General features: G+C 37.7%; 28 protein-coding genes. 2 read left to right on the forward strand and 26 right to left on the reverse strand.

The genetic code is table 11. The features are described from left to right. Positions 1–125 precede the first annotated feature (125 nt). From EWE74_RS19890 to EWE74_RS19905, 4 genes are read right to left on the reverse strand one after another with little or no spacing between them, the layout of a single operon-like run. A complete protein-coding gene (locus tag EWE74_RS19890) occupies positions 126–1,715 on the reverse strand; it encodes an MFS transporter (protein WP_130143415.1) in 1,590 nt (529 codons plus the stop codon). After that, entirely contained in the window at positions 1,715–2,764 is a 1,050-nt protein-coding gene (locus tag EWE74_RS19895) for an HlyD family secretion protein (protein ID WP_130143416.1), read from the reverse strand. Before EWE74_RS19895 ends, EWE74_RS19890 begins: the two co-directional genes overlap by 1 nt. A gap of 10 nt (positions 2,765–2,774) precedes the next feature. Further along, on the reverse strand, positions 2,775–4,109 hold the full coding sequence (locus EWE74_RS19900; RefSeq protein WP_130143417.1) for a TolC family protein: 1,335 nt from the start codon (positions 4,107–4,109) through the stop codon (positions 2,775–2,777). Then, positions 4,096–4,356 carry a hypothetical protein gene (locus EWE74_RS19905; RefSeq protein WP_130143418.1) on the reverse strand — a complete coding sequence of 87 codons (261 nt, stop codon included), beginning with the start codon at positions 4,354–4,356 and terminating at the stop codon, positions 4,096–4,098. The genes EWE74_RS19900 and EWE74_RS19905 overlap by 14 nt, the downstream gene beginning before the upstream one ends. 92 nt (positions 4,357–4,448) lie before the next feature. On the opposite strand from EWE74_RS19905, the gene EWE74_RS19910 reads away from it, so the two are divergent. After that, entirely contained in the window at positions 4,449–5,228 is a 780-nt protein-coding gene (locus EWE74_RS19910) for an AraC family transcriptional regulator (protein WP_130143419.1), read from the forward strand. An 85-nt stretch (positions 5,229–5,313) separates the two neighbouring features. On the opposite strand, the gene EWE74_RS19915 is transcribed toward EWE74_RS19910, so the two are convergent. From EWE74_RS19915 to EWE74_RS19930, 4 genes are all read right to left on the reverse strand, one after another. Further along, positions 5,314–5,700 carry a VOC family protein gene (locus EWE74_RS19915; protein WP_130143420.1) on the reverse strand — a complete coding sequence of 129 codons (387 nt, stop codon included), beginning with the start codon at positions 5,698–5,700 and terminating at the stop codon, positions 5,314–5,316. Positions 5,701–5,729: 29 nt separating this feature from the next. Next, positions 5,730–6,494: a helix-turn-helix domain-containing protein gene (locus EWE74_RS19920; RefSeq protein ID WP_130143421.1), complete on the reverse strand. Its 765-nt coding sequence runs from the start codon at positions 6,492–6,494 to the stop codon at positions 5,730–5,732. Between the two features lie 170 nt (positions 6,495–6,664). After that, positions 6,665–7,120, reverse strand: a complete 456-nt coding sequence (locus EWE74_RS19925) for a DinB family protein (protein WP_130143422.1) — start codon at positions 7,118–7,120, stop codon at positions 6,665–6,667. Positions 7,121–7,317: 197 nt separating this feature from the next. After that, entirely contained in the window at positions 7,318–8,274 is a 957-nt protein-coding gene (locus EWE74_RS19930; protein WP_130143423.1) for a helix-turn-helix transcriptional regulator, read from the reverse strand. Between the two features lie 87 nt (positions 8,275–8,361). On the opposite strand from EWE74_RS19930, the gene EWE74_RS19935 reads away from it, so the two are divergent. Then, a complete protein-coding gene (locus EWE74_RS19935; protein WP_130143424.1) occupies positions 8,362–9,534 on the forward strand; it encodes an FAD-dependent oxidoreductase in 1,173 nt (390 codons plus the stop codon). Positions 9,535–9,710: 176 nt separating this feature from the next. Here the strand turns inward: EWE74_RS19935 and EWE74_RS19940 are convergent, their stop codons facing one another. The 18 genes from EWE74_RS19940 to EWE74_RS20025 all read right to left on the reverse strand — a co-directional run bounded on the left by EWE74_RS19940 (position 9,711) and on the right by EWE74_RS20025 (position 24,170). Continuing rightward, the gene (locus EWE74_RS19940; RefSeq protein ID WP_239018730.1) at positions 9,711–9,872 is read right to left on the reverse strand and encodes a hypothetical protein; all 162 of its coding nucleotides are present in this window, start codon (positions 9,870–9,872) and stop codon (positions 9,711–9,713) included. A 55-nt stretch (positions 9,873–9,927) separates the two neighbouring features. Next, positions 9,928–10,377 carry a DUF3872 domain-containing protein gene (locus tag EWE74_RS19945; protein WP_130143425.1) on the reverse strand — a complete coding sequence of 150 codons (450 nt, stop codon included), beginning with the start codon at positions 10,375–10,377 and terminating at the stop codon, positions 9,928–9,930. A gap of 11 nt (positions 10,378–10,388) precedes the next feature. Further along, complete coding sequence (locus tag EWE74_RS19950) at positions 10,389–10,949, reverse strand: conjugal transfer protein TraO (protein WP_130143426.1); 561 nt, start codon at positions 10,947–10,949, stop codon at positions 10,389–10,391. Positions 10,950–10,975: 26 nt separating this feature from the next. Beyond that, the gene (traN, locus tag EWE74_RS19955) at positions 10,976–11,869 is read right to left on the reverse strand and encodes a conjugative transposon protein TraN (protein ID WP_130143427.1); all 894 of its coding nucleotides are present in this window, start codon (positions 11,867–11,869) and stop codon (positions 10,976–10,978) included. 24 nt (positions 11,870–11,893) lie between these two features. Further along, complete coding sequence (gene traM, locus EWE74_RS19960) at positions 11,894–13,228, reverse strand: conjugative transposon protein TraM (protein WP_130143428.1); 1,335 nt, start codon at positions 13,226–13,228, stop codon at positions 11,894–11,896. Beyond that, positions 13,215–13,502, reverse strand: coding sequence for a nitrogen regulatory IIA protein (locus tag EWE74_RS19965; RefSeq protein ID WP_130143429.1), 288 nt, complete (start codon positions 13,500–13,502; stop codon positions 13,215–13,217). Before EWE74_RS19965 ends, traM begins: the two co-directional genes overlap by 14 nt. Before the next feature lie 20 nt (positions 13,503–13,522). After that, a complete protein-coding gene (locus EWE74_RS19970) occupies positions 13,523–13,954 on the reverse strand; it encodes a hypothetical protein (protein WP_130143430.1) in 432 nt (143 codons plus the stop codon). A gap of 10 nt (positions 13,955–13,964) precedes the next feature. Further along, a complete protein-coding gene (traK, locus tag EWE74_RS19975) occupies positions 13,965–14,588 on the reverse strand; it encodes a conjugative transposon protein TraK (protein WP_130143431.1) in 624 nt (207 codons plus the stop codon). 22 nt (positions 14,589–14,610) lie between these two features. After that, on the reverse strand, positions 14,611–15,606 hold the full coding sequence (traJ, locus tag EWE74_RS19980; protein WP_130143432.1) for a conjugative transposon protein TraJ: 996 nt from the start codon (positions 15,604–15,606) through the stop codon (positions 14,611–14,613). 2 nt (positions 15,607–15,608) lie between these two features. After that, a complete protein-coding gene (locus EWE74_RS19985) occupies positions 15,609–16,241 on the reverse strand; it encodes a DUF4141 domain-containing protein (protein ID WP_130143433.1) in 633 nt (210 codons plus the stop codon). 27 nt (positions 16,242–16,268) lie between these two features. After that, positions 16,269–18,773: a TraG family conjugative transposon ATPase gene (locus EWE74_RS19990; protein WP_130143434.1), complete on the reverse strand. Its 2,505-nt coding sequence runs from the start codon at positions 18,771–18,773 to the stop codon at positions 16,269–16,271. Further along, positions 18,770–19,099, reverse strand: coding sequence for a DUF4133 domain-containing protein (locus tag EWE74_RS19995; protein ID WP_130143435.1), 330 nt, complete (start codon positions 19,097–19,099; stop codon positions 18,770–18,772). The genes EWE74_RS19990 and EWE74_RS19995 overlap by 4 nt, the downstream gene beginning before the upstream one ends. Before the next feature lie 11 nt (positions 19,100–19,110). After that, complete coding sequence (locus tag EWE74_RS20000; RefSeq protein ID WP_078677414.1) at positions 19,111–19,416, reverse strand: DUF4134 domain-containing protein; 306 nt, start codon at positions 19,414–19,416, stop codon at positions 19,111–19,113. 199 nt (positions 19,417–19,615) lie between these two features. After that, the gene (locus EWE74_RS20005; protein WP_130143436.1) at positions 19,616–20,521 is read right to left on the reverse strand and encodes a hypothetical protein; all 906 of its coding nucleotides are present in this window, start codon (positions 20,519–20,521) and stop codon (positions 19,616–19,618) included. Continuing rightward, positions 20,509–22,800 carry a Piwi domain-containing protein gene (locus EWE74_RS20010; protein ID WP_130143437.1) on the reverse strand — a complete coding sequence of 764 codons (2,292 nt, stop codon included), beginning with the start codon at positions 22,798–22,800 and terminating at the stop codon, positions 20,509–20,511. Before EWE74_RS20010 ends, EWE74_RS20005 begins: the two co-directional genes overlap by 13 nt. Positions 22,801–22,804: 4 nt before the next feature. Next, positions 22,805–23,098: a helix-turn-helix domain-containing protein gene (locus EWE74_RS20015; RefSeq protein ID WP_072885921.1), complete on the reverse strand. Its 294-nt coding sequence runs from the start codon at positions 23,096–23,098 to the stop codon at positions 22,805–22,807. A gap of 158 nt (positions 23,099–23,256) precedes the next feature. Further along, positions 23,257–23,892, reverse strand: coding sequence for a conjugal transfer protein TraD (locus tag EWE74_RS20020; protein WP_130143438.1), 636 nt, complete (start codon positions 23,890–23,892; stop codon positions 23,257–23,259). A 2-nt stretch (positions 23,893–23,894) separates the two neighbouring features. Continuing rightward, a complete protein-coding gene (locus tag EWE74_RS20025; RefSeq protein ID WP_130143439.1) occupies positions 23,895–24,170 on the reverse strand; it encodes a DUF3408 domain-containing protein in 276 nt (91 codons plus the stop codon). Between the last annotated feature and the right edge of the window lie 10 nt (positions 24,171–24,180).

Raw genomic sequence — 24,180 nt, forward strand, 5'->3', positions numbered from 1 at the left:
AGTTTATTTAATATCCTTCTTTTCCAATCTCATTGGAAAGTCGATGTATCCGATTAGCATAAAATTTATGTTTACGATTGTCGCATGAATTATACTGTCATATGATTTTGTCTGCTTTAATAAAATTAATAAGGGATATTACCTTTTCTTAATCTCAAAACAACGTTTTGAATTTGTGGTAATAAGAGCAAAACAACAATTACCAAAATCACACCTGTTAACATCCAATCGTAATAATCTCTGGTGGCACGAGCCAATATTTGATGACCTACCATTTGATTAAAATAACCTGAGGATACTGCTTTTGAAGTATAGATGTCGCTACCGGCATTCGCATATTGATTTTGAATATCCAGTAAGGTAGCTGGTAATTGTGGGTTCGTTTCCGTAACTGCTTCCCGAATCTTTTCGCGAACTCCTGATTTTGCAAATAATTGAAGTTCGTTATTTAGTGCCAGACTTGCTGTAAAACCAGTGAACCTTGCTAAGATGCCAACAAGCGATGCATTGATCGCAATTGCTGGCGGTGCTGATGAAGCGGTAAACGAAACAATCGGAACAAATAAGACTCCTGTTGCCACACCATAAATAAACATCGGTAAAATGAAATCAATTGTTTCGCCCTGCACAGAAACAAATAGTATCATATAAGCATAATAGATTGCCATTATTCCAAAGCCAGCAATAATCATTCTTATCAGGTTGTATCCCATCAGGACAAATCTGGAGGTAATGAACATACTCACTGTAGTTCCAAAAATTACAGACGTCCATATCGGAATGGTGCTCAGTGGGTCATTTCCTAAAATTACTTCAAGATAGCCGTAAGCAAGTCCTGTACTTCCCTTAAAAATATAAAATGTAAAAAGTAGTAATAGCCCAATGACAAAATTCTTTGTCTTGAAAATCTGTAAGTTGATTAATGGTCGTTTAAGCTTCAATTCTCTCATGATGAATAGTGAAAGAATAATTAAATTGATTACACTAAGCGTAACAATCAATGAACTACCGAACCAGCCTAATTGTCGCCCATATACAAGGATGTATCCTAATGTCAAGATAAAAGATATATAAAACAGATAACCTATCCAATCCACCTGATAAAGTGGGATCTTTTTGGTAAATCGAGCTTTACTGTCCATGGTTAGCAATACAGTAATTGTTAGCATGAATAGTATGACAATAAATCCGTAGAACAGCCAGTTAAAATCAAAAAAATGAATGACTAAGCTGGTAAAAATAGAATAAAAAGGAACGGCAATCTGTATGCTGCCATACAGTAGGCTAAAAGCAATCACACGGGCACGTACAGACTGTAATCTTGGAAAAATCAGCTGTAAGACGATTCCTGACATCAATGCACAGGTAATCCCCTGAAAAAACTGGCAAATAACAAACAATGTCCAATCTTTGAAATGAAAACATATTACAGAACATATTGCATTAACGGCAAGGGCAACTAATAAATATTTCCTAGGTGCAAAATATTTTATGATCCGAAAATCAAGTGCCAAGAAAGCTACCGTAGAGCCATAGATAACGACCATGCCATATTGTACATCGGTAGGCTGTATGCCGTAAAAGCCCATCGTTGCAACCGGACTGCTGTAAAAAGCGAAACTAAACAGACAGGTCATCAGAATGGCAAATATAACGGATCTCGCCAACCATTCAGAAACCCAGGATTTGAAGATCGGTATTTTATGTGCTTGCATTATTTCCCTTTTAAAACATAAACATTGGCATTCATTCCGGCAGAGAGTTTTCCTAACTTTTCAGGCGTATCGGTCAGTTTAATTCTTACAGGAATCCGTTGGATGATCTTCACAAAATTACCTGTAGCATTATCTGGAGGTAACAATGAATAACGTGAGCCTGTAGTTGGGGAAAGTGATTCGATGGTACCATTGAATTTTTCATTCGGGAAGGCATCAACTTCTATGGATACAGCCTGCCCGATCTTAAAGCTGCCAATCTGTGTTTCTTTAAAATTGGCCATTACCCATTTTTCCTCGGCATTGTTCACCAAAAAAGCCAATGTTTGCCCGGGTTGTATCAGTTGACCTTCCTGAATGGTCTTTTTACCGATCTGTCCATCAAAAGGTGCGATGATAACCGTATATCGAATGTCCAATTCCTGTCTTTGAACAAGTGTTTCTTTAATTTTTATCTCTGCCTGTATCGCATTATGTTGAGCTCTAAAATCATTCAATTTGGATTCCGCTACTTGTAAAGAAGCTTTAGCCTGATCATAATCTGACTGTGCAATGGATAAAGAAGTGCTGATGTTATCGAATTTCTGTTGTGTGGTAGATTCATCTGCTAGTAGATTTTTATAACGGTCAAATTCTTTTTGCTGCTGGTCCAATCTTGCTTTAGCTCCTGCCAATTGTGCTTTTATAACCTCAATACTTTTAAGTTGCGTTTCTTCGTTAGCCGCCAAAATCGGTAATTTGGCGTGTGAACTCATGAGCTCTGCTGATGCAGCGTCCTTTTTCAGTCCATACTCATCCAGTTGAATGACAACAAGTGTATCACCTTTTTTAACAAGCTGATTGTCCTTGTAATATATTTTGCTGATATAGCCCCCTACCTTTGCGTTTATAGGCGACAAGTAAGCATCTACCTGAGCGTCGTTGGTTTGTTCATAACGATATCCTTTAAGGAAATAGAAAGCTCCCCAAATAATGATCCCTACGAATAATGCAATTCCCAACCATTTGGTTAGGCTTACAACAATTTTATCTGTTTTATTTTTGTTCATAATAGTTGTATTAAAGAATTCCTACAATTGCCAATAGTCTGATATGGGTTACTTTTACGTTTGTTTGTGCTGTTGTAAGATTGAATTTTGCTTCCAATAAAGCATTTTCTGCTTCCAAAAGATCGGTCAGTAGTGATTCTTGATTTAGGTAGCTACTTCTGATAACACGGACAGTTTCGGTGGTTTTAATAATATTTTGTTCTGCCGTTTCCACGCTCTCCAAAGCCTGTTGTTGCTGTAAATAAACTTCTTTTATCTGAAGGGCGATTTCGTGCTTCTTCATTTCTGCTTTTTCTTTAGCCTGATTGCTGACAACCTTGGCACGAGCAATGGTATGTTTGCTTTTGTACAAATTATCAATCGAATACTGTACTTTAATTCCTGTCTGACCAAATCCCCAAAAGTCATTTGAATACGGATAAAAGGAAATCTGTGGATAGTTGTAATTATAGTTAGAGTACAAAGAAACTTTAGGCAATAGCGTAGCTTTCACTTGTTTTACGTTCAGTTCACTCCATTTGATGTCACTACCAGCCATTTTGTATTCTGGGGATTTGTTAAAAGCAATGTCTACATAGTCATTGTAGTCACCGTCTGTGATAGCGTTTAATTCAATTGTATCTTCGTATTTGATTGCTAGCCCCATATCATTTTCACGTCCCATCAGAATATTGAGCCGTTGTTTGGCGATTTCAATCTTTTTCGTAACATCGGAAAGATTAAGTTCCAGTTGAGACAATTTCACGGAGGTTCTCAGTACATCACTCTTTAATACGGTACCGTTTTTATGCAGACTTTCTATCAATCTCAATTGCTTTTTTTCTGCTTCAATCTCTGCATTTAGAAAATCATAGAAATGCAAAAACTTATATAAATCAAAATAAGCAACTGCAACATTATATTTTACACTATGCTTTTGCAGATCAACTTCATATTGTTTTCGTGTCTCTTCTTCCTTTTTCATGGCTACGTTTCTCTTGTCCTTACCTCCGTTGTAGAGGTTATAGTTTAAGTTGTAGCCTACTCCGTACCCATAACCTTTTACAGGCACATCTTGTGGAGAGGAGAATAATCCATTGTCGTAAATCAGAAATTTAGAATTGAGTTTTAAGTCTCCACCTACTGAAAGTTCGGGCAACAAACGGTCTTTGGCTTCCAATATTTCTATTTTACTTTGCTGAAGATTTAGGTCAGATAGTTTCAGTTGTCGATTATTCATTTCCGCAACTTTCCATATTTCTTCCAAACTTGAAGGTTCGACTTTTTCTGTATGCTGAGCGTAAATATGGGGTGCAAATAACAGCATCAGTACACCCAGAACCGGAACTGTTTTATATTGTTTCATTTGTTTTGTTTTTATAAATGATTGGTTTCCTTCTCTTTTTTAACCATTGTTTTAACATCTTTTTCAACTCATCAAAAGCAAAGCTTAAATCGACTATTGGCATAAAAGGGCTGCTATAAGCACAAGCCAGCCGGTAGATGTTGGCTTTATCAATTTCTTCATCTGGATGAGGTAATTTATGTTCAGATTTTCTGAACTGTATTTCAAGTTCAAAATCTTTGTCGGGTTTTATGATTTTATCGTTCATTATGATTCAACTACTATTAACACAGCAAAATTATTAAGTGCATCAATCTATATTTTTATATAATTAGCCTAATATTTGCTATATTTGGCCATATGGAAATTCTTAGCCAATTAATACAAGCTGTGGATCAAAATCCTGATTCCATCCTCGTGATGCGACAGCAGACGGAACAGCGGTTGCCTGCTCATCAGCATGATAAGGCTCAGTTGTTATTGGTTTATGGAGGAATTGCTTACCTCCAAACAGACGAGAAGGATTTCTATATTCCGTCTAATCATTATATCTGGATACCGAAAAATTATCCGCACAACCTGATGTTTAATACACAGGATTTGTACATTATCAATATTTACTTTCCAAACAAAAAAGCGGATAGTTTTTATGATGAACTGGGTATTTATCCTGTTAGTAAGCTTCTGGCAGAAATGCTCTCATTTAGCGAGAAATGGCAAGGTGATTATTACGAAGGTTCATGGGAATTTGAGTTTTTAACTACGCTTAAAAGCGTGTTATCAAAGGAAAATCTCAAAAAATTTTCTATCCAACTTCCTACAACGGACGATCAAAGGCTTAATGCCATAATCGACGGCTTTAGAAATCGATTAAATGAAAGTCTAAGTTTAGATAGTATTGCCCAACAATCTGGAATAAGTGTGAGAAGTTTGACCAGATTATTCCAAACGAAATTGCATATCACTTTTGTTCAATACTTAAAGATGTTACGTATTATAAGAGCAATGGAATTGATTAATGATACAGATTTGAACATGACCGAGATAGCTTATGAAATCGGATATTCGAATATATCGGCTTTTAGCAATAATTTTCATCAACTGACCAACATGAGACCTACTGAATTTAAAACCAAGTAAGAGGTATGGCTAGTAGTCCTAACCATAATCTTCCCTCAAAATATGATTTTAAATTCAGTGGTTTATGGGCTATTGCTTAACTACGTTAGGCAATATTATCCTTAAATGGATTAACACTTATTTCTATCATCAACTTTTCAAAAAAGAAATAGAAACCAAACGTATTCCTAATTTTCTTAGGTTCACTTTCAAATTGTAAGGTAGGTTCTGTTTTTAATTTTTCATAAATATCCCAAACTTCTTGCTCATCCTTCTGATAAAATCCGATGTGGAAATTTTCCGGATATTCAGGTATATTTTCTTTGTGGTTCAATTCCTGCCCCCAAATAACTAAGGCAAAATTATTGCTATTTTCCATAACTGCCATTTTACTGTTTCTATTGACAATTAAACTAAACCCTAAGTGTTGTGTAAACAAATGGACAGCCTTCTCAACGTCTTTTACAACGATATTGATGTGATTCAAATTCATTTTATTCTTGTTTTAATTACAGAACAAAATTACTTTTCGGGCATCAGGCTAAATTGGATAAATCGGTCGTTTTCGTTTTTATTTAAGATAATTGGTTTTACTCCAGCAAATTTTTTCACTTCCCTTATAAAATGTGATTGGTCTGCATAATCGAGTTGGGGATAGAAATCCCCATTTTTTAGTTGTTTTAATGAGTTGGAGAAACGGATAATATTCAGATAAGTTTTAAGCGTTACGCCTAACCATTTATGGAAATAACGGTTCATTTGTCTGCTACTCCAAAAAACATTTTCTTCGAGTTCTTTTACCGTAATTTCTCCTTTAGACGCATAAATGAGTTTAAATAATTTCTTTTTTCGCTCTTCTATTTCTTTGGATAATAACGAAGAAATAACCTTAACAGCTTTATGGTAAAATTGGTTGAAATCGTTTAGATCATCTCTTGAAAATCCCCAGTACCCTGTCTGAAGTGTTTTCTTGGTGTTATTTAAATCCGCAAAAGATTGTTTGAAAATATATTCGGCAGCGATCGGATAAAAGCTGATTGCAAACATTGTAGATTTTGGAAATGGAGGTTTGGTGATAGGAGCAGAACATATTCCGGAAATGAAAATTTCAAAATTTCCATTTTCATCAGCTAGCAGAAATAAATCTATTTTTCCATCCGGAACTATAATGCCTTCTTTTTCTTCATCAGAGTTGTTTTTTACCATCCAGATACTTTTCACGATATGTGTTAGTGATTCATCGGTTTTAAGACAGATATATTCTAATTTATTTACGGGGAAACACATTTTTAATTAGCATAAAAATAAATATAAAATTAATAAAAATAAAAATTTGAGACCTCTTTATAAGGTCTACTTATTTATTACAAATAATCAAAATCATTTGTCAGGTTTTTAATTGAGTAGATATGCTAAAAAATAAAGTTCAAAAAAAATATTACACTAAGAATATTGTTTTACACAAATTTTCTAATACTTAACATATACCCTAAATGCATTCCTTCGTGATAATTATTACATTCAAATGCATCATTAATCGAGGACAAATGGAAGCCAGTACCTGTTATTCGTTCTTTGTAAGTCCTAAAAATATCCTTTTGAAAATCAGCGATTGTTAAATCAATGAGTGAAGTCAATAACTCTTTAAGTTCAGCAGCTTCTTTTTGAGAGACAGGTTCTGTAGGTTTGGTTCCAGACTGATACTTATTAAACAACTCATCTGAAATATATCCTTGTAGGTCAGAACCTCTATAAATCAGTTTTTGTTGTGTTACTATGATATGCCCTATATTCCATATAAGATTATTGTTGAAACCATTTGGAATGTTGTTAAGCTGATCTAATGAATAATTTTCAAAGTAACTTAAATAAATTCTACGACTTGTTTTCCACGTTTTAAATAATGCTTCCATTTTTTTTATTACATTAAGAGCGTATGCTTGTAGAAATTTGTTCTAACAAAAATACTAAATATGATAAAAACTATAATTTTTGAAAATTGAATTGTCAGGAATAAGAAATTTTGAACAATATTAGACCGACTCAATTTATGCAAGTATTGTGTGAGAGTAGTCATTGGCTTTGAAAGGTAATGTTTGGCTGATTGCTATTATTTATTCTGGCTCCACTTCTTTGGTTTCATATTGAAATGTCTTTCAAATAATCTGCCGAAATAACTTAAATTACTAAAACCCAAATGGTAACCAACTTCAGAAACCGATAAATGTTCTTCACGTAATAGTCTTGCAGCCTCTTGCATGCGTAAATGCTGATAATAGGGATACATACCTTTACCAAATACCTGTGTAAAAAGTTTTCTAAGTTTAATGACATTCATACCGCTTAACTTCACTAGCTCTTCCTGGATAAACGGTTTGTCTATCGAAGCTGCGATTTTATCCCGTACGCTGTAAATCGATTCTAGTTCATATTTTGACAAATGCTGATGCGTAACATTTGCTCTTCTTGACAGGTTTTTAAACAAATAGAATAGTAGTTCAAGCGATTTTAGTCTATAGAAAGTATCTGATAACTTATCCGGCATTTTTGTAATCGAAATCTCATTGGCCACTTCTGCTATTTCCGGAGACATGAACTCCTCAATCCAAAGTGTTTTCTCATTATTAAAAAGATAATCGAATTTTTTATGGTCTTTTCCGATAAAGCTTTTCAAATAATCAAGACTTATAATTATGGTTACCTGCTGAATATTTATATCTTTTGGAAAGCAAACGTCACTTTCAACATGCAGCGGGATAATGCGTACGTGTGGCTGTGTTTGTTGTAATTCTTGTATGTCTTTGACAGATGTGTCTGATCGAGAATGAATAATATTTTGAAATGAAATAGATATTCCGTTTTTAAAAGCCGTTATAGGTTTTCTCCGAATGCAGAATGTTTTCTTTGCCACTACAGAGCGAACCATAACTAACATATCGGGCAATAAATCTACGATTTTCAGCTCATTGAGATGAAGCATATCCAATTCAGATCTGGATGGTGTGAGCGAAACGCCTAATCGCTCCACCCAATAATACATCTCTTGTTTCTTTCTATTGTCATTCATTTTATCGGACTATTTTTATTTTTTAATGGGGTATTTTAGCATTAAAAGTATAAATAAATTTGCAATATCAATTTAAAAATAGAAGAAATGAAAAAACACATTTTAATATCCGGAGCAGGGATTGCAGGTTTAACAGCTGCTAACTTTTTGGCAAAACAAGGTCATAACGTTACAGTAATTGACAGATCGCCTTCATTCAGTAAAGCGGGATTTCTTATTTCCCTCAAGAGTTTCGGTGTAAAAATCATGGACGAATTGGGGCTAACTCAAAATCTACAAGCAGAATCATCACCCTCTGAAACAGTTCATTTTGTAGAAACCAATGAGAGAGTCATTCAAAGCATTGATTATGATAAAATGCATACGAATATTGAACGTTCCGTCCTTATAAGTCGTGGTGGATTACATCACGTTTTGTATGAAGCGATCAAAAACGATATAAATGTGCTTTTTGACACAACGATTTCACAACTGGAAGAAAAATCAGATTTGACAAAAGTTATACTTTCAAATGGAAAATCGATACATGTTGATTTAGTAGTTATCTCGGAAGGATTGCGTTCTTCAACAAGAGAACAGTATTTTACCAATTATCAATTAGAAGATTTCAATACGCTTTATGTAGGAGGAAAATTAAAACAAAACCACGAAAAACAAGTTGGTATATTTAAGGTCTATGTAGATGTCAACAGATCACTACATATCTACCCTATAGCAGAGGACGAAATAGCCATTCAGTGTTATATCCGTAGCTCCGAAGACCTTGGCTTTATCAAAGATAATGCTTCATCTATTCTTAAAGATTCTTTTGGTGATTATAATCCGGAAGTAAAACAATTACTGCAAAATCTTTTGGACGATGGCTTGTTTTTCATGGACAAAATGGGCATGGTAAATGCTCCAAACCTGCATAATGGTCGTTTGGTTTTGTTGGGAGACGCAGGTTTCTGTCCGACTGCTTTATCAGGAATGGGAGCTTCCCTGTCTATTTATGGGGCAAAGGCACTGGCGCACTTTATAGCAGAATACCCAGATGACATCTTAGCCGCCTGTGATAGCTATAACACATTGATGCAGCCTATTGTAGAAAAATTTCAGACCAATGCAAAGAATAATGCAGCATCTTTTCTGCCTAAGAGCGAAGCAGAATTAGAGAAATTTGTTAATGGATTCCGGGCTGCTGATGATAAAGCCGTTCAAAAAATAATGACAGAACCAATTCTACTTACAAAAGATCAGGAAAATTTTATACTCAACTAAAGAAGCAATGATATACTTTCAACAGAATTTAGGATAATAGGACTGTCCAGTTTTTTTATCTAAGAATAAATTTCCTAATTTATTGAAGTTATATTTTGACAAGCTGTATTCAGATTATTACATCCCAAGGCTGAATATAAAAGGAAATCTATGTGTTGTAAGGGAGAATAGTTGATTTACAATCTTCTCCCTTTCTTCTTTTTCTTCTTCATTTGGCTTGCAAACTGCTCTTCTTCGTAATCCAAGCCCTGTGCATCAAGTAACAAACTGAATAATCCCAAATCGGAATTAGGTAAGTATTCCTGTGAGATAAATTCAAAGAGTTTTTTCGTTAGCAAATCATCTAGTGTATTCGTTTGAGGCACAGATCTAACCTATATGGCAGGACTTTTTTTAATCACTACTATTAAACTCAAAGCTCAGTTGCTTTTCATTACCGAAGCTGTCCGAAATCCAAACCTCAAAGGACTGTGATACGGTGGACGTGGAAGTGTAATACAATCTAAATTGTTCAGTTGGCAACGAATACAAATCATTCGGCAGGTACGGTTGTTCATCGTAATACTGCAATGTTCCTGTACCGTCAAACTGAAAATAGCGAAGAAAATATTGTGTGTTCGTGTAGTTCCCTGTTCGTTGTATGGTAATGCGTATTTCTACCGTCTGCCCATTGGCAACATCTTTGGGTACAGGCATCACGTTTACCTCAAAAGGAAAATTGTTCTGTATTTCGAGTTCATCATCTTTGCTACAAGATACCAGCGAAATAGAACCTATCAGGATTGCCAGCATTAGGTATATTGACAACATTCCTATTCTGAATTTATTAAATATTGCTATCATCGTTTCAAATTTTAAAAGTTAAACCTTAATCCCACACCTGCGGACGGACGAAACTGTTCCAGATCCGTACCCCACAAAACCTTTGTACGTCCTTGCAGGACTAATACAAAACGGTCTGATAGATAGGTTTCAAAAGTGAGCCTTCCGCCAGCTCCGTAGATAAAGTTGTCTTCACTCAGTATTTTCGATCCGTCATACAACATCGTTTCGCTACGATTGATGTTTTCATAACCGACCACGCCTGTTATTCCGAAGTTTAACGTGATATTCTTACGGGCATCTCCCAACAGGAAGAAACTGTAACCGCCTTCGGCAGTATATGTTTCCTGCGGAATTTTTACGTCTTTATAGTTGTGATATTGATGCGTGTATTCCAATGCCCAAAGCTGATAGTTCCCATTCTTACCGTTTACTGTCATCCCGATATTGATGTAATAATCATTACCTATTTTATCATCGGATAATACACCAATATTTACTTCCAATCCTTTTTGTTTAGGCAACATCCTTTGTGCCTGGCTGGTCGTGATACCTATCACAACAAGCATCACGGTATAGATATACTTTTTCATTTTATTGTTCTTGTTTTAAAAGGTTATTAAAATTTCAGGTGCATATCGTTAATCAAACGAGCCTTAATCAAATCCGAGTTTTCCACCTGAAGTACCTGATGTCTGCCACCATTCTTCTCAAAGATTTCAATCAAAAATACCTTGTCATCGGCAATGGTAAACTGGTCTAAAAGGAATACGTTTTGCTCGGTAGTTTGTCCGGAGATTTCCGTAAGTGGTTTATAAGTACGAAGCGGTATCATCGGTCTTTCCTGTACTACGGTACGTTTTGCTACTTTTTTATCCACCACTTTGAAATTCACAAAATCAATCTGGAAAGGTACATTGGTACGGTTTCTCAATTCCGTATGGAAATAGTATTTACCGTTGTGTATGTAAATTCCCTTCAGGATGAACTGAATGCCAAAACTCTTAGCCCCGATATGCTTTACAATGCGTTTGTCTTTCTTGTAAATGGTTTCCAACAGCAAGCCAGCCAATGACGGTGAGTTGTTACCCAATTCTTCAAAAAGCACATCGTTTCCGTTGGCTTTATCTACTGCTTTCTGCATTGTCAAAAGATCATAGCTCAACGCTTCAGGATAGGAACTGTAATACACATTGAAACTGTAAAAGCGACCGTCATTGGTGATAACAGAAAAATTGGTTTCTGCTTCAAAATCCTTCACGGATGCTTTTACCCGTAAAACATTCTCCGCATCTTCAGCTTTTCCAGCTATCAGGTATTCGCTTCCCAAATCCACATAACGGATAGCCGTCGGGAAAATCAGGTGCGAAGTTTTATCATAGGTTACTTCCATTTTGTAAGGCTCTATCTTGCCTAATGCAAGCGGAGTTCTGGCATTTTCCTGTGCGTAAGACTGTACGGCAAAGCCGAGTATCAGGGCAAATGCCCAAAAGATTTTTAAATGATTTTTCATTGTTTAAAATATTTGAGTTCAACATTATTTTTTTGATACCAAAAAGACCTGATGTCCTGCTTTCAGTGTAACTTTTGGTGTTCTTACTTTTTTGGCGAAGTAGCCTGAAATACCCTGTACTACGCCACGGCTTAAATCTGCGGCAACCTGCTGTCCGGCATTCTGTGTAAGCATTATGCTTGTTCCCGAAGTCTGGCTCATATTACCCGCCATTTCCGTAAGGGCATTCATTTCGGGAGAATACGGAACGTACAAGCCTTGCTGTCCGTCCAGATCATAAATGGTTATATCTATCGGAATGATATTGCCCTCCAATTCAATCGAGGTTACTTTTAGTTGTAAACGTCCCCCTTGATACTTACCGATTGCCGTTAGAACTGTTCCCTGCGGAATGGTACGGCTTGAAGTTTGTGCCGGCTCCAATAAACGCAGTCGTACACCACTTTCACCGACAATGGTCTGTGCTTCGTGAACACAGGCTCTGATACTGTTTTTCGGTTGCACCACCTGCTGCTTAGAACCTGCGGTATAAAAACCCCTGTTACGGGTTTCGCTCCAGTCGGCTAAGAATGTACTGTCTGAAGGTTCACGGTACAAGGCAGAAACCGTATTCTTTCTTGCGGAAGTGAATGCTACAAAATGCTCCTTTTGTGTAGAAGCCGATTGAGCCGGAGCAACCCCTGCACCATTAGAAGGTGAAGTTTCAGCTGAATTTGTATTTGCCGGCAGATATTTTGCCGCCATCTGGTAGGATTTCTCCATCAATGCCAATTGGTCATCTACGGTAACAGGCTTTGGTACACCTTTGTCCGCCAATTGCTCTTTCAGCTCATCTAATTGTCTGCGGAGTTCCATTGTTTCGGTATTGTCATCCTGATAAAACCCTCCCAATGTGCTTTGTGCATTTCGGTAGCTGTTCAGTGCCGTATTGCCTGATCTTACTGAATTTCTTACTGAATTGTAACTTTCATCCTCTTCAGGCATTTTTTCTTCTAAATTCTGCGAGCTGTCTGTGTTCCAGTAATCTGATAGCGTTGTCAGGGCGTTGCGTTTTTCCTGATTTTTCTGTTCGAGCATTTCCTGCTCATACGCTTTTTGCTTATCTGCCTGCAACCCTGCTTCTGTAGCCTGCGGTACGGCATCGTTCAGCCCGATATTTTCGATTTCCTTTTTATCTGAAGACGGTTTAAATATCAGGTACATACAGCCTACGAATACAATGCCCATCAAACCGAATATGAGTGGTTTTTTGAGCTTTTGGGCTTTGTTCTGTGTGCTGTCTTGCAGCATATCAGCGGTTGCTACTGGGCTTCCTTCTGTTACCCGGACAACCGTTTTTTTGTTCTCATTTTCTTTCATAAAACTTATTTTTAAAGATTGTTGTTAATGTATCCTGCAAGGGTGCAGGATGTTCTTTCTTTTGGAGGACAGGGTTTTCAATATGCTCGATTACCATACTGTTATCGGAATTTCCTGCATCGTACCATACTTTGGCGATAACCATTGCGGTGAGTAGTAGATAACCGACAAACAGGTATAGTGTGTACCTATGCTGTTTACGTACAGGCAATGCCCGCCAGCGTTCGTCCAATTGGTCAAAGTACCTGTCCATATTTGCTCTTAATTTTTTCATACTTTAATGATTATGTGTTATCACATCCTAAACCCTCTTTTGCGGGCAGACAACTGTTCTTTCGGTTTTTCAGTCACTTGTGCAATGGCTTCTTTCCTTGTTGGAACCGAATTTGTAGTGAGGTCTGTTAATTTCGATTGCTTCAATAATTGCCCGTACTGATCTATTCTTTCAATATTCATTTTCTGTACATCGAAAAGACCGTCTTCGTACTTTACCCACATATTGCATTCAACCTTTGGCTTATCGTCGCCATTCCATTGCAGGTAGGTTTTCAGCATCATAATATTAGGCAGTATCGGTTTGTCCATTCCGTTGTTACAAGCCTCCAAAAACCTGCTGATGCTGTCTTTTATTTTGTCTGCATAAGCTGCTTCTGTCTGAAAATAGCCATCATACCCTTTATCTGTAAGGGTTTTTGCGAATGTGTATAAATCAAGTAATTGCTTCATATCAAACATTTTAGCGTTCGATGACTTCAATGTCCCTGTTCTCCACCACGGCAAACTTTTCGATGTTGAAACCCTGCGGGTTATTGTCTGAGCGAACAGAATTCACGAGATAGCAGGTAGTAATCAGGTTACGCCGGGTTACGTTGCTTGAACGGATGATGAATTGTTTGGCATAGGTTCGTACAGCATAAGGATGGGTGTCGAAGTTGCACACGACACTATCTACTTCGATGCGTTGCTGTACATTACCCGATATAATACGGTTATAATAACCTTTTTCAGAAAGATCTTTGTAGTAATCAAAGGCACTTTTGTCGGCAAGGTTAAACGCCCGTTTCATATTGCTTTCGATGGCATTCTTATCGGGAGCAAGCGTAAAGAACAGTTCGTGAAACCGCCTTACGTGTTCTCTTGCCTCCACAGGGCGGTTAATGCTGGCATCTTGCGACAAGGCAAGCATCAGTGATTTTCCATTGTCCATTACATAGACTTTCTGGCGTTGTTCTTCTGCAAAGCGATAGGACTGCCATACGGCATATCCTACCACGCCAATGCAGAGAACAGCAAACACGATGGCATATAGCCTGATCTGTCTGAAGCTGTTTTCAATATTTCTCAGTGTTTTAAATTCCATTTTTTTTATGATTTGATTGTTGTTATTTTCCCATTAGCTTGCCACCAATATTCCCTGCGGCTGAACCGGCCCCGGCTCCGGCAATATTTCCGGTTTTCATCGCTGTTTGGTTTACATTTCGTGTAAAGTTTCCTGCTCCGCCTGCCTGGATAACCCAGCCTGTTACCGTCGGAATGGTGAAATAGCCGATAATCCCGATGATCATAAAAATGATGTACACCGTATTTGAGGTATCAGGTATGTATGTCGGATCTGCCAGCATTTCAATATCCCTTTCCAGTATAAGCGATTGTATTCTTGCCAGCATTGAGCTAAACAGATCTGAAACAGGTAGCCAGAGGTAAACACTGATGTAGCGTGTGAGCCATTGCGTGAGCGTGGACTGAAACCCATCCCACACAGAAATGGCAAAGGCTATTGGTCCGAGTATGGAGAGGACAATCAGAAAAAATGTCCGTATGGTATCAATGACCAGAGCTGCCGCCTGAAACAGTATTTCCAGCAGATTACGAAACCAGTCCTTTATGGCTTTTTCTATCTGATAGCCTGTCCTGTCCATATACATTCCTGCCATTGTTCCAATATCGGAGGGTGACCATCCCAATTCGTCCAGCTTCTTATCGAACTCTTCGTCCGATACCATATAGGCAGTTTCGGGATTTCGTACCATCGCTTCATATTCCAATTGGTCTTTTTGCTGTTGCAATTGGTTCAGGTCAAGTACCTGGTCTTCGAGTATAGCGTGTGTTCCTGTAACCACCGGACTTAACACCGCATTGATGGTTCCCAATACTATGGTTGGGAAGAACATAATGCACAGACCTAATGCAAACGGGCGGAGCAACGGAAACACATCAATAGGTTCGGCACGGCTTAAAGCCTGCCAAACCTTTAATGCTACATAGAACAATGCACCCAATCCAGCCAATCCTTTTGCCACTGCCGCCATATCTCCGGCAAGCGGCATCATATCATCATACAGCGAACGCAGGACTTCGTGAAGATTATTCCATTCCATCTTTACCAGTATTTTTGGTTAGCAGTTCCGTAGAGGTCAAGCACTCTTTTGGCATCGTCTTTCTTTTTCGCTCTCAGATAGCTTACAGATATATTTTTGTTGGTGTAATAGCGTACAAGGCTGTGGTATTCCTTTACTTCTTTGTACACACGATCAATAATATCCATACGCTCTTTGTCATTCAGTGAAAGGCTGGAAGAGGAAACGATCTGCTTCAATTCTTTCAGCAATTCGGTACTTTCTTTGAGCAGTGCCGAATAGCCGTTGCCGATAGCGACCAATTCCTGCGGTGTGAAATTTGGGTCGTTCATCATTTTTCCGAAATTCTGTACATACATTTCGGACACATCACCTACCAGGAGAACTGTTTGCTGCACCTTTCTTGCATCTTTTACGAGATTGTTTACGGCTTTCAGCTTGTCGTAATACTCTTTGCCCTGCTTATAGACCTTTTCTACCTCCTTGAAATTCTTCACCACATTACTTACCGTAGAGGAAGTCTGTACGATTTCGTTAGCACTGTTCAGAATGCCTGATGCAAGGTTAAGCGGGTCGGTAACCACAAACTGAGCTTTTGCGGAGGGTGCTACGGCAAGCATTAGTGCCGTACACACCAGTAACATTACTTTTTTCATTGTTTCTAAATTTTTAATTGTTAATAATTATTGATTTGCCTTATCACGCCGCTCGATAGCGATGTGCTTAATGGCGAGTTCGACATTGCCGTCCAGTTCGGCAGCGAGCTGCATCACTTCCATTTTTTCGGTTTCTTCCGTGGTGTATGCGAGATATTCCTCCAAACTAACTTCTGTGGCATATACCGCTGAGTGCGTACCGCCTAAGCCTATCCAAACCTCTTTGTACAGTCGGCTTGGGTCGTTGTTCATATTGATGGATAGTACCTGACCTTTTTCTTTGTCCGTAAGACCGAGCATCGCCTGTATATCATCGAACTTGTTCATATACTTGCGTTGGTCAAGCAGAATCTTACAGTCGGAGTTGTTGATGATACTTTCCTTGACAATAGGTGACTGGATGATGTCGTCAACTTCCTGCGTTACGACAATCGCTTCGCCAAAAAACTTCCTAACCGTTTTAAACAAATACTTTATGTATTCTGCCATACCTTCTTTGGCAATCGCTTTCCAGGCTTCTTCAATTAGTATGAGCTTTCTGATACCTTTTAGTCTTCGCATCTTGTTGATGAACACCTCCATAATGATGATCGTGACTATGGGAAAAAGAATTTTGTGATCCTTTATGGCATCAATTTCAAACACGATAAAGCGTTTGGATAAGAGGTCTAATTGTTTATCGGAGTTTAGCAAGTAATCGTATTCTCCGCCTTTGTAATAAGGTTCGAGTACGTTCAGGAAATTGGCAATGTCAAAATCTTTTTCCCGTACCTGCTTTTCCTCCAGTACCTTGCGGTAATCACCTTTCACATATTCATAGAAGCCGTTAAACGATGGGTATTCGTCCTTTTGCTTGATGCGGTCTATGTAACCGGATACGGCATTGGATAATGCCACTTCTTCCGAACGTGTTGGTGGTTCGTCATCACGTTTCCAAAGCGTGAGTATCAAGGTTTTGATACTTTCCCGCTTCTCAATGTCAAACACGCCATCGTCTGTGTAGAAAGGATTAAAGGCAATAGGATTGTCTTCTGTATAAGTAAAGTAAACCCCGTCTTCGCCTTTGGTTTTTCCTTTGATGAGTTCGCATAATCCCTGATAGGAGTTACCTGTATCTACGAGTAGGACGTGTGCACCTTGCTCGTAGTATTGTCTAACCATGTGGTTGGTAAAAAAAGATTTCCCGCTTCCTGACGGACCCAATATGAATTTGTTTCGATTTGTGATGATACCACGCTTCATCGGCAAATCTGATATATCCAAATGGATAGGTTTTCCGGTCAGGCGGTCAGCCATTTTTATCCCGAATGGCGAAGGTGAATTATGATAATTCGTTTCTTCCGTGAAGAAGCACAAGGCAGGTTCGATAAACGTATAGAAACTTTCCTCACTCGGAAAATCGCCTGCATTTCCCGGCATTCCTGCCCAATACAAAGTGGCTACGTCCGTAGTGTTGTGGCGTGGTTTACATTCCATCAGTGCCAAGGCACTACCGCAATCGTTCTTTAGCTGCTTCAGTTCCGCAGGGTCTTCCGACCACGCCATAATGTTGAAGTGAGCACGGATGGATGACAGCCCGAAGCTGTGTGCTTCATTCAGATACTTTTCTATCCACTCTTTGTTGATTTGGTTGGCACGGCTGTACCGAGCCAAAGAGTGCATATTCCTTGCGGATTTCTCAAACTTTTGCAGGTTGTCTTCGCTGTTATCTAAAAACAAATACTGGTTGTAAATGTGGTTACAGCTAAGAAGCAAGCCCACAGGTGCAGCGAACGATAAACGGCAATCACTACGGTCGGTGGACAGCTTTTCATAACGGGTATCTGCCGATACCGTTCCGGGTAAATCATCCGTATCGGATAAAGTGTGCAAAGACAATTTTTTGTTGCCGATACGCACTTCTTCGGAACCTAAACTAATGTCCTGCATTGGAGTTCCGGTTTCTCTCGAAAGCGTAAGGTACTGCTCCAGTAATCCCTGTGTATCTTCCGTTCCGATAATTTCATCTTCGGTCAGACGTTTCAGGCTTACAAAACCGCTATCGTTCACGATACGCTCAAATTGGGCAACTGCCTCCATAAAGCGGTGTATTGTTTCCTTGTTCCTGATTTCCTTTGGTATAAGTGTACCCTTGCAAAGCGATGAAAAATTGCTTTGCATCCGCATTCTTTCCTTAGTGGTCTTGGTCAGGAACAGATAACAGTAGTGATTTAAGAACGGTCGTTCATTGAAATGGCGTTGGTAAGACTTTGCCAAAAAGCTCTGGTCTTCCTTTGCCATATCGGGAGCATAACTTTCTTTGATGTACCAATCCTGCTTATGAATGACCGTAAAGTCCGGCAAAGTCTTTATGGCTTTGTGCCAGGCAGAGTGCATCGCTTCGTATTCCGCAGATGCTACCGTGAACAATTCCGGTAAACGTACTTCAAAGCAGGCGGTAATGTCTGCATCTTTCGATAGGATGCAGTTGTTTTCTACTGCCAGCAATGGAAATTTGTTTTCCAGTGTTGTTGCTTTAGATACGTTTCTCATAGGGCATTCTGTTTAGGAGTGAATTTTAAATAGCGGCATACAGGCTTGCGGCAAATGATATAGCGGGGATGTCTTTTATTGGCTGCTATCTTCATCAATCCGTGTTCTCCGTATTTCCTGTTCAGCGAAAAAGTCTGCCATATAATGAGCGAAGCACCGCCTGCTCCGAGGAACAGGCAGATATAGGAGTTTACGCCTGCCATATACAGTATCATCACGAAGATGAGCGTACCGAGCAGCCCACCGGCGAAGATGAACAGGTATTGTGCTTTAAGCCCTTTAAATTCTACCGTCCTCCCAATGCCTTTGTTGATATTGTAATTCATAAGGCAAAGGATTAAAGGAAGAATGAACGCAGGATGGTAGCCGCTACGATTAAGAAGATACAGGCTCCGAACCACGAAGCCGCCGTTTTCGATGTATCGGGATCTCCGGAACTGAATTTGTTGTACACCTTAACACCCCCTATGAGCCCAACGACCGCACCGATGGCATAGATTAATTGCGTTGCGGGGTCGAAGTAAGAGGTTACCATTTGGGTAGCCTCGTTGATACCTGCCGAACCGTTTCCCTGTGCGAACACGCCAATTGCTGACAGCATAGCCACGGCTGTCAGCAGAACTTTTTTTCTTTGTTTTTCCATAATTGAAACACATTAATTCGTTACTGTTTATCCCGCACCTTGCGGGCTTTCGGGACAAATGTCTTATGGAAAATGAGGCATTACCGTAAAGTGGCAGTCAGAGGAAGTGTTTGGCTGTGAGTGGCTTTGAAAGCAAAAGGGCATCAGTTAACTGATGCCCATTCAGGTTATTACTTATTAATTTTAGAAAACAATCACATTATGAGTTGTTACCAATTTTTAGGTCATTTAGCAATTCTTTGGGATATCCGAATAATTGCATAATTATCTTTTGAGATGTATTCCTAATTACAGGTATTACATTCCCTAAAAAGCTCAGTCCTAATGCTCCAAAAATTGTAAATGCATAATTATACTTATCTATAAATTTTATAGCCTCTGGACTATAATTTGGAAGTTTAAGAATTGCGTAAACCAACAGTCCAAATAGCATTGCCTGAACTATCCAAGATATATACTTAATTCGATTAATAAAATTTGCATTAAATTTCTTTAAGAGGTCAACCTCTTTTTTGTCAGGAACGTCTTTCAGTAAGAATATCATATCGTAAGCTTTAAGTGAACATAGGATTTGAAAGTCACTTCTGTTCTCAAATAATTTTACGTTTCCGGTTATTCTTGTGTATGTGAAACCTACAAAATCATTAGTCATTAAAGACTGACCATTTATGCTTAAAAACATAAAAACTATTTCTGGTAGATTACTTGTACTATAATAATTTTCATTTAATATATTTTCAAATGTTATTGTTATAGAGTTTCTGTTCCTGATAGAAACAATATCTTTTATCCAAGTTTTATCTAAATTAAATTTTACTATACCTGATATTAAGGAAAAGATTAAGAAATCATCATTAACAAATGGTGCTGGAGAACCTTTGCTCGGCTTACTCTTATTTTTTTTATTATAGTAACTTTCAAAATTCAGTTTATTGTTTGATAAAATAGCATCTATTAAACCATAAAAGATTTCTTCGCTTTCATTAGAGTTTTGACCTGAAGCAGTAATGTAAACTTTTCCAGATAAGAAATCATTGAAAGCTGAAAGCTTGGCATTCTCACTCACTCTTGCCAAATAACCTATTCTTTCTTCTAAAGGAACCATTTCTTTCTTTTTAGACCATAGTTTAAGTTATCAGCATCCCAATTTGGAATATTTCTCATTTTCCCCAAAAGCTTTGAAATGAGATTAGAGTATTTCATTGTCGCAGGCTCTTCGCCAGGTAAAAAACTCCTCCAGGACAAGTATGTGAATGAAAAAATCTGTTGGGTAATATATCCTAAATCATAGAACAGCAAATCATTTAAATCACTACTATTATAATTTCCTTGTGGCGTTCTGATATTTATTAGGACTGGCTTACTTATACCTTGTTTGGCTGTTTTCAATTCATTTGCCCCAAACATTTGTACGATACAAGTTTTCTCATCAAGAAAAACATTACTACCTCTATTGGGTATGTATTGTCCTTTCATAATATTACTGCCGTATTTTGCTATTCCAGATTGGTTTATATCAAATAGCATTGTTGGATGAACAGTACTTATCGTAACGAACGCAAACTTAATCTTGTATTGGGTAATATCACGAACCAACTGACTAATAACATCAAATTCAGTGTTTTTGATGGGCTTGAAGATATGAAAAATTAACCTAACCGTATCTCCATCAGACCATCCTTGTTCGGTGGAAAGTCTTATAATTGATTGCTTTAAACTTTTTAGTAACTCTTCAAAATAGCCCTCAAATGGAACGTCTTTAACTTTATCTCCAAGTAGATATTGACCGTCGCTTGACATAAATGTTGTGATACCCACAACTCGGTTCTGTTCAGCACCGGCATATTGATTTTTTCTCAACCAACTATGACCGATACCAATAATTATTTCTTTATCAACGGAGCGTTGAGAAGGAAGAACCCACGGAGTTCCCCCAAGTTTAGCGTAAATCTGAAGAGCAACCGAATTAAGAATATATTCGTTATGATTACCTATTATCTCAGATGTAACAAACTGTACAGGAATTTCTAATGATAAAAGCTTAGCCTTAATTCGGTAATAAGGGTTTGCTAAATCTGCTTGACGTTTAAAGCTTGCAGGGATTTCTATAATTGCCAAATGCGGTTTGTTTTCATCATAACCACTGATAACATTTAGATATTCATCAATGCTATAAGCCTGTATTTCCCTTATATTAAGTATCACATCCTGCAAATCATATTTTTTCTGAAGTCCTTTTTGAAAATATCGAGATTGAGGTATCCCATCTTTCAAATTCGAGAGAAACTTTGTGAAATTGCCCCTATTATTTCTATTACAAATACAAAGCACGTTAGGACTTTTAATGTCAAAAATTGAACTATCATAAGGTCCATAATTTGACAAGCCTAAGTCTGGATTAGAACTATTTGTTTTAGTTGCTGCGGGGTCAAAAATAAAAGTGGGCGTTTTTAGCTCAATACTATTTGATACCGATAACGGTTGGCTGTCAACTGTAAAACAAAAGCCATCTTTATTGTGAAATAAAATGGGGGCTGCATTTTCGCAAAATAAATGGTTTGATATTTTTAAAATTTCATCGTACAACGCTTTTGTATTGTAAATATCGGAACGTTTACTCTCAATGAGGTTCATTATTTCATCACTTTTCTGTTGTGAAATAGCAAATGATAAATAGTTACCTATATTATATTTGGATTTCTTGATGAACAATTGGTTGAGAGGGTATTCCTTAATTCCTTCGTTAGTCTCAATTCTCGCCTTATCATCAACTATTTCAGCAATTACTCCTAATAGTTCTTCATTAGGAGCGAGAACTTCTGTTAAACCTGGAAGTATCTCCGCATACAGAACATCAACACCTATTAAGTTATAGCCTTCTGAATGCAGTTCTAAACAAGATTTGTTAAATATCCAATTACGTTTTATATTGATAAGAAAACCAAATTGTTTAATTCCATTTATCTCAGTTAGACGTAATTGAACCTCAATCAGTTTTTTATATGCGATACGCTTCCTAAGATTTTCCGGTAGTGCATTGTAAATAATATCATCTTTAGCTTGTGCAGAAAAAAAACGGAATGGATAAAAATCCACCGGAATATAGTTCGGAAATCTTTCTTTGAATGTCCTGAAAAAAAGATGTTTAATCAACGAAGCGGTAACCTGACTATCATCAAATGTTCTCTTAGGTATAATTTCTCCTGTCAGGCTTGTATCTTCTCCTTCTTTGTTTGATATATAGATATAGTCACCATTCCTAAAAAAAGAATGAGTTGCATTATATAATGCCCTTAGCTCCTTAAGCCGTTCTTCTGAATAAGGTTCTGTCTTAATCTGGTATTCTTCAAACTCAAACTTAATTGGAAAGTAGTTTAGTTGCATATCATTACTTCTTTTGTATTCGTTTTTCTGACTTTTTAAGTGCCTTGTATGCCAACGGTTCTTCTTCCAAAATTTCCACAATCTTGTCCGAAAGCCAAATAACTAAAAGTTCATCCACCTCTACATCTAAGACTTCTGCTAATTTGGCAACTTGCTCTCGGTTAGCTTTTCTTTCACCTCTTTCAATTTTACTAATAAGAGCCGTGTCTATTTCTAAAATAGCAGCAACTTGTCTTAGCAGCAGCCCTTTCTTTTCTCTTAGTTTCCTAACTATTATTCCGAAGTTTTGGAGTTCCATTTCAATGACTTGTCACTTTATGTCAAATTTAATGAAATTTTATTAACTTTTTGGTTAGTAAAGATTACAGAAAATAAAAAGGACAAAAGGATAATAAATATTTCCTTTTGTCCTTATAAAGCATCTACTATACAACGTTTAAGAAAAGAATAGATATTTTACACAAACTCCCCAATGTCAAAATCATTCAAATCACTTTTCCGCAAAGTGGAAGAACCGGTTTCCGTTTCAGTAGAGATTGTGCTGTCCAAAAGCTCGGCAATTTTTCGGGAAGCACCCTCAATGGAATTTTCCAACAGGCTGAATAATTCAGTTCCCTGTAATTTTTGAACTATCGCAACCGCTGTTTCCTTCTGGGAGTGTTCCAAATTCTCTTTTTGGAGCAATGCCCCTACGGAGCTTAGTTCGTCATAGGTAACCCCTTGGGCAAGACTGTCATCGCCTCCGGATATTCCGTACCTGTTCCATTCTTCTTCCTCTTCCTCCAAATCAGGTATGTTACTGAAAACTTCGTCCAGTTCTTCCTGCGGAATTTGAATAGCGACTTCTTCGTTCTCGTCGTATTCGATGTCTAAATTATCAGGGTCTACCTCTGGTTCCTCAGTTTGGCTTTCATTGGCAGTGTTTGGCACCGAAAGGCTTCTTACGGGCTTGGGCTGGCCCATAATATCCGGCAAGTTCGGGTTTACTTTTTCCTGCGTAGGTTTCTGCTCAGACCTTTTATGAATGACAATCTTATCCTGCAAGAGCAGGACGATGACGATGAGCAGGCATATCACAATTAAGATTTCCATAATCAAAGAATTGTTTTTTGAGTTTCATTATACAAGGTTTTAATATCCTCTCCACAATCCTGAAAATGTTGTTTCAACACACTATACAAGTAATCTGAAATTGTGATTTTTCCATCCCCGAGCATAAAAACAATACGGGATATGTTCTGATGAAACTCTTCACTGATATAAACAGTTTTGCCATTTCTTGCCAAAAATTCTGTTGGCTGTAAAAAAATGTCCTTGTATTCTTTGATTGTACTGTCAGGCTGTTTCTTTTTCTTAAATAAATTTTTCATAATCAATACT

Source organism: Sphingobacterium corticibacterium, from assembly GCF_004208525.1.
Classification (GTDB): domain Bacteria; phylum Bacteroidota; class Bacteroidia; order Sphingobacteriales; family Sphingobacteriaceae; genus Sphingobacterium; species Sphingobacterium corticibacterium.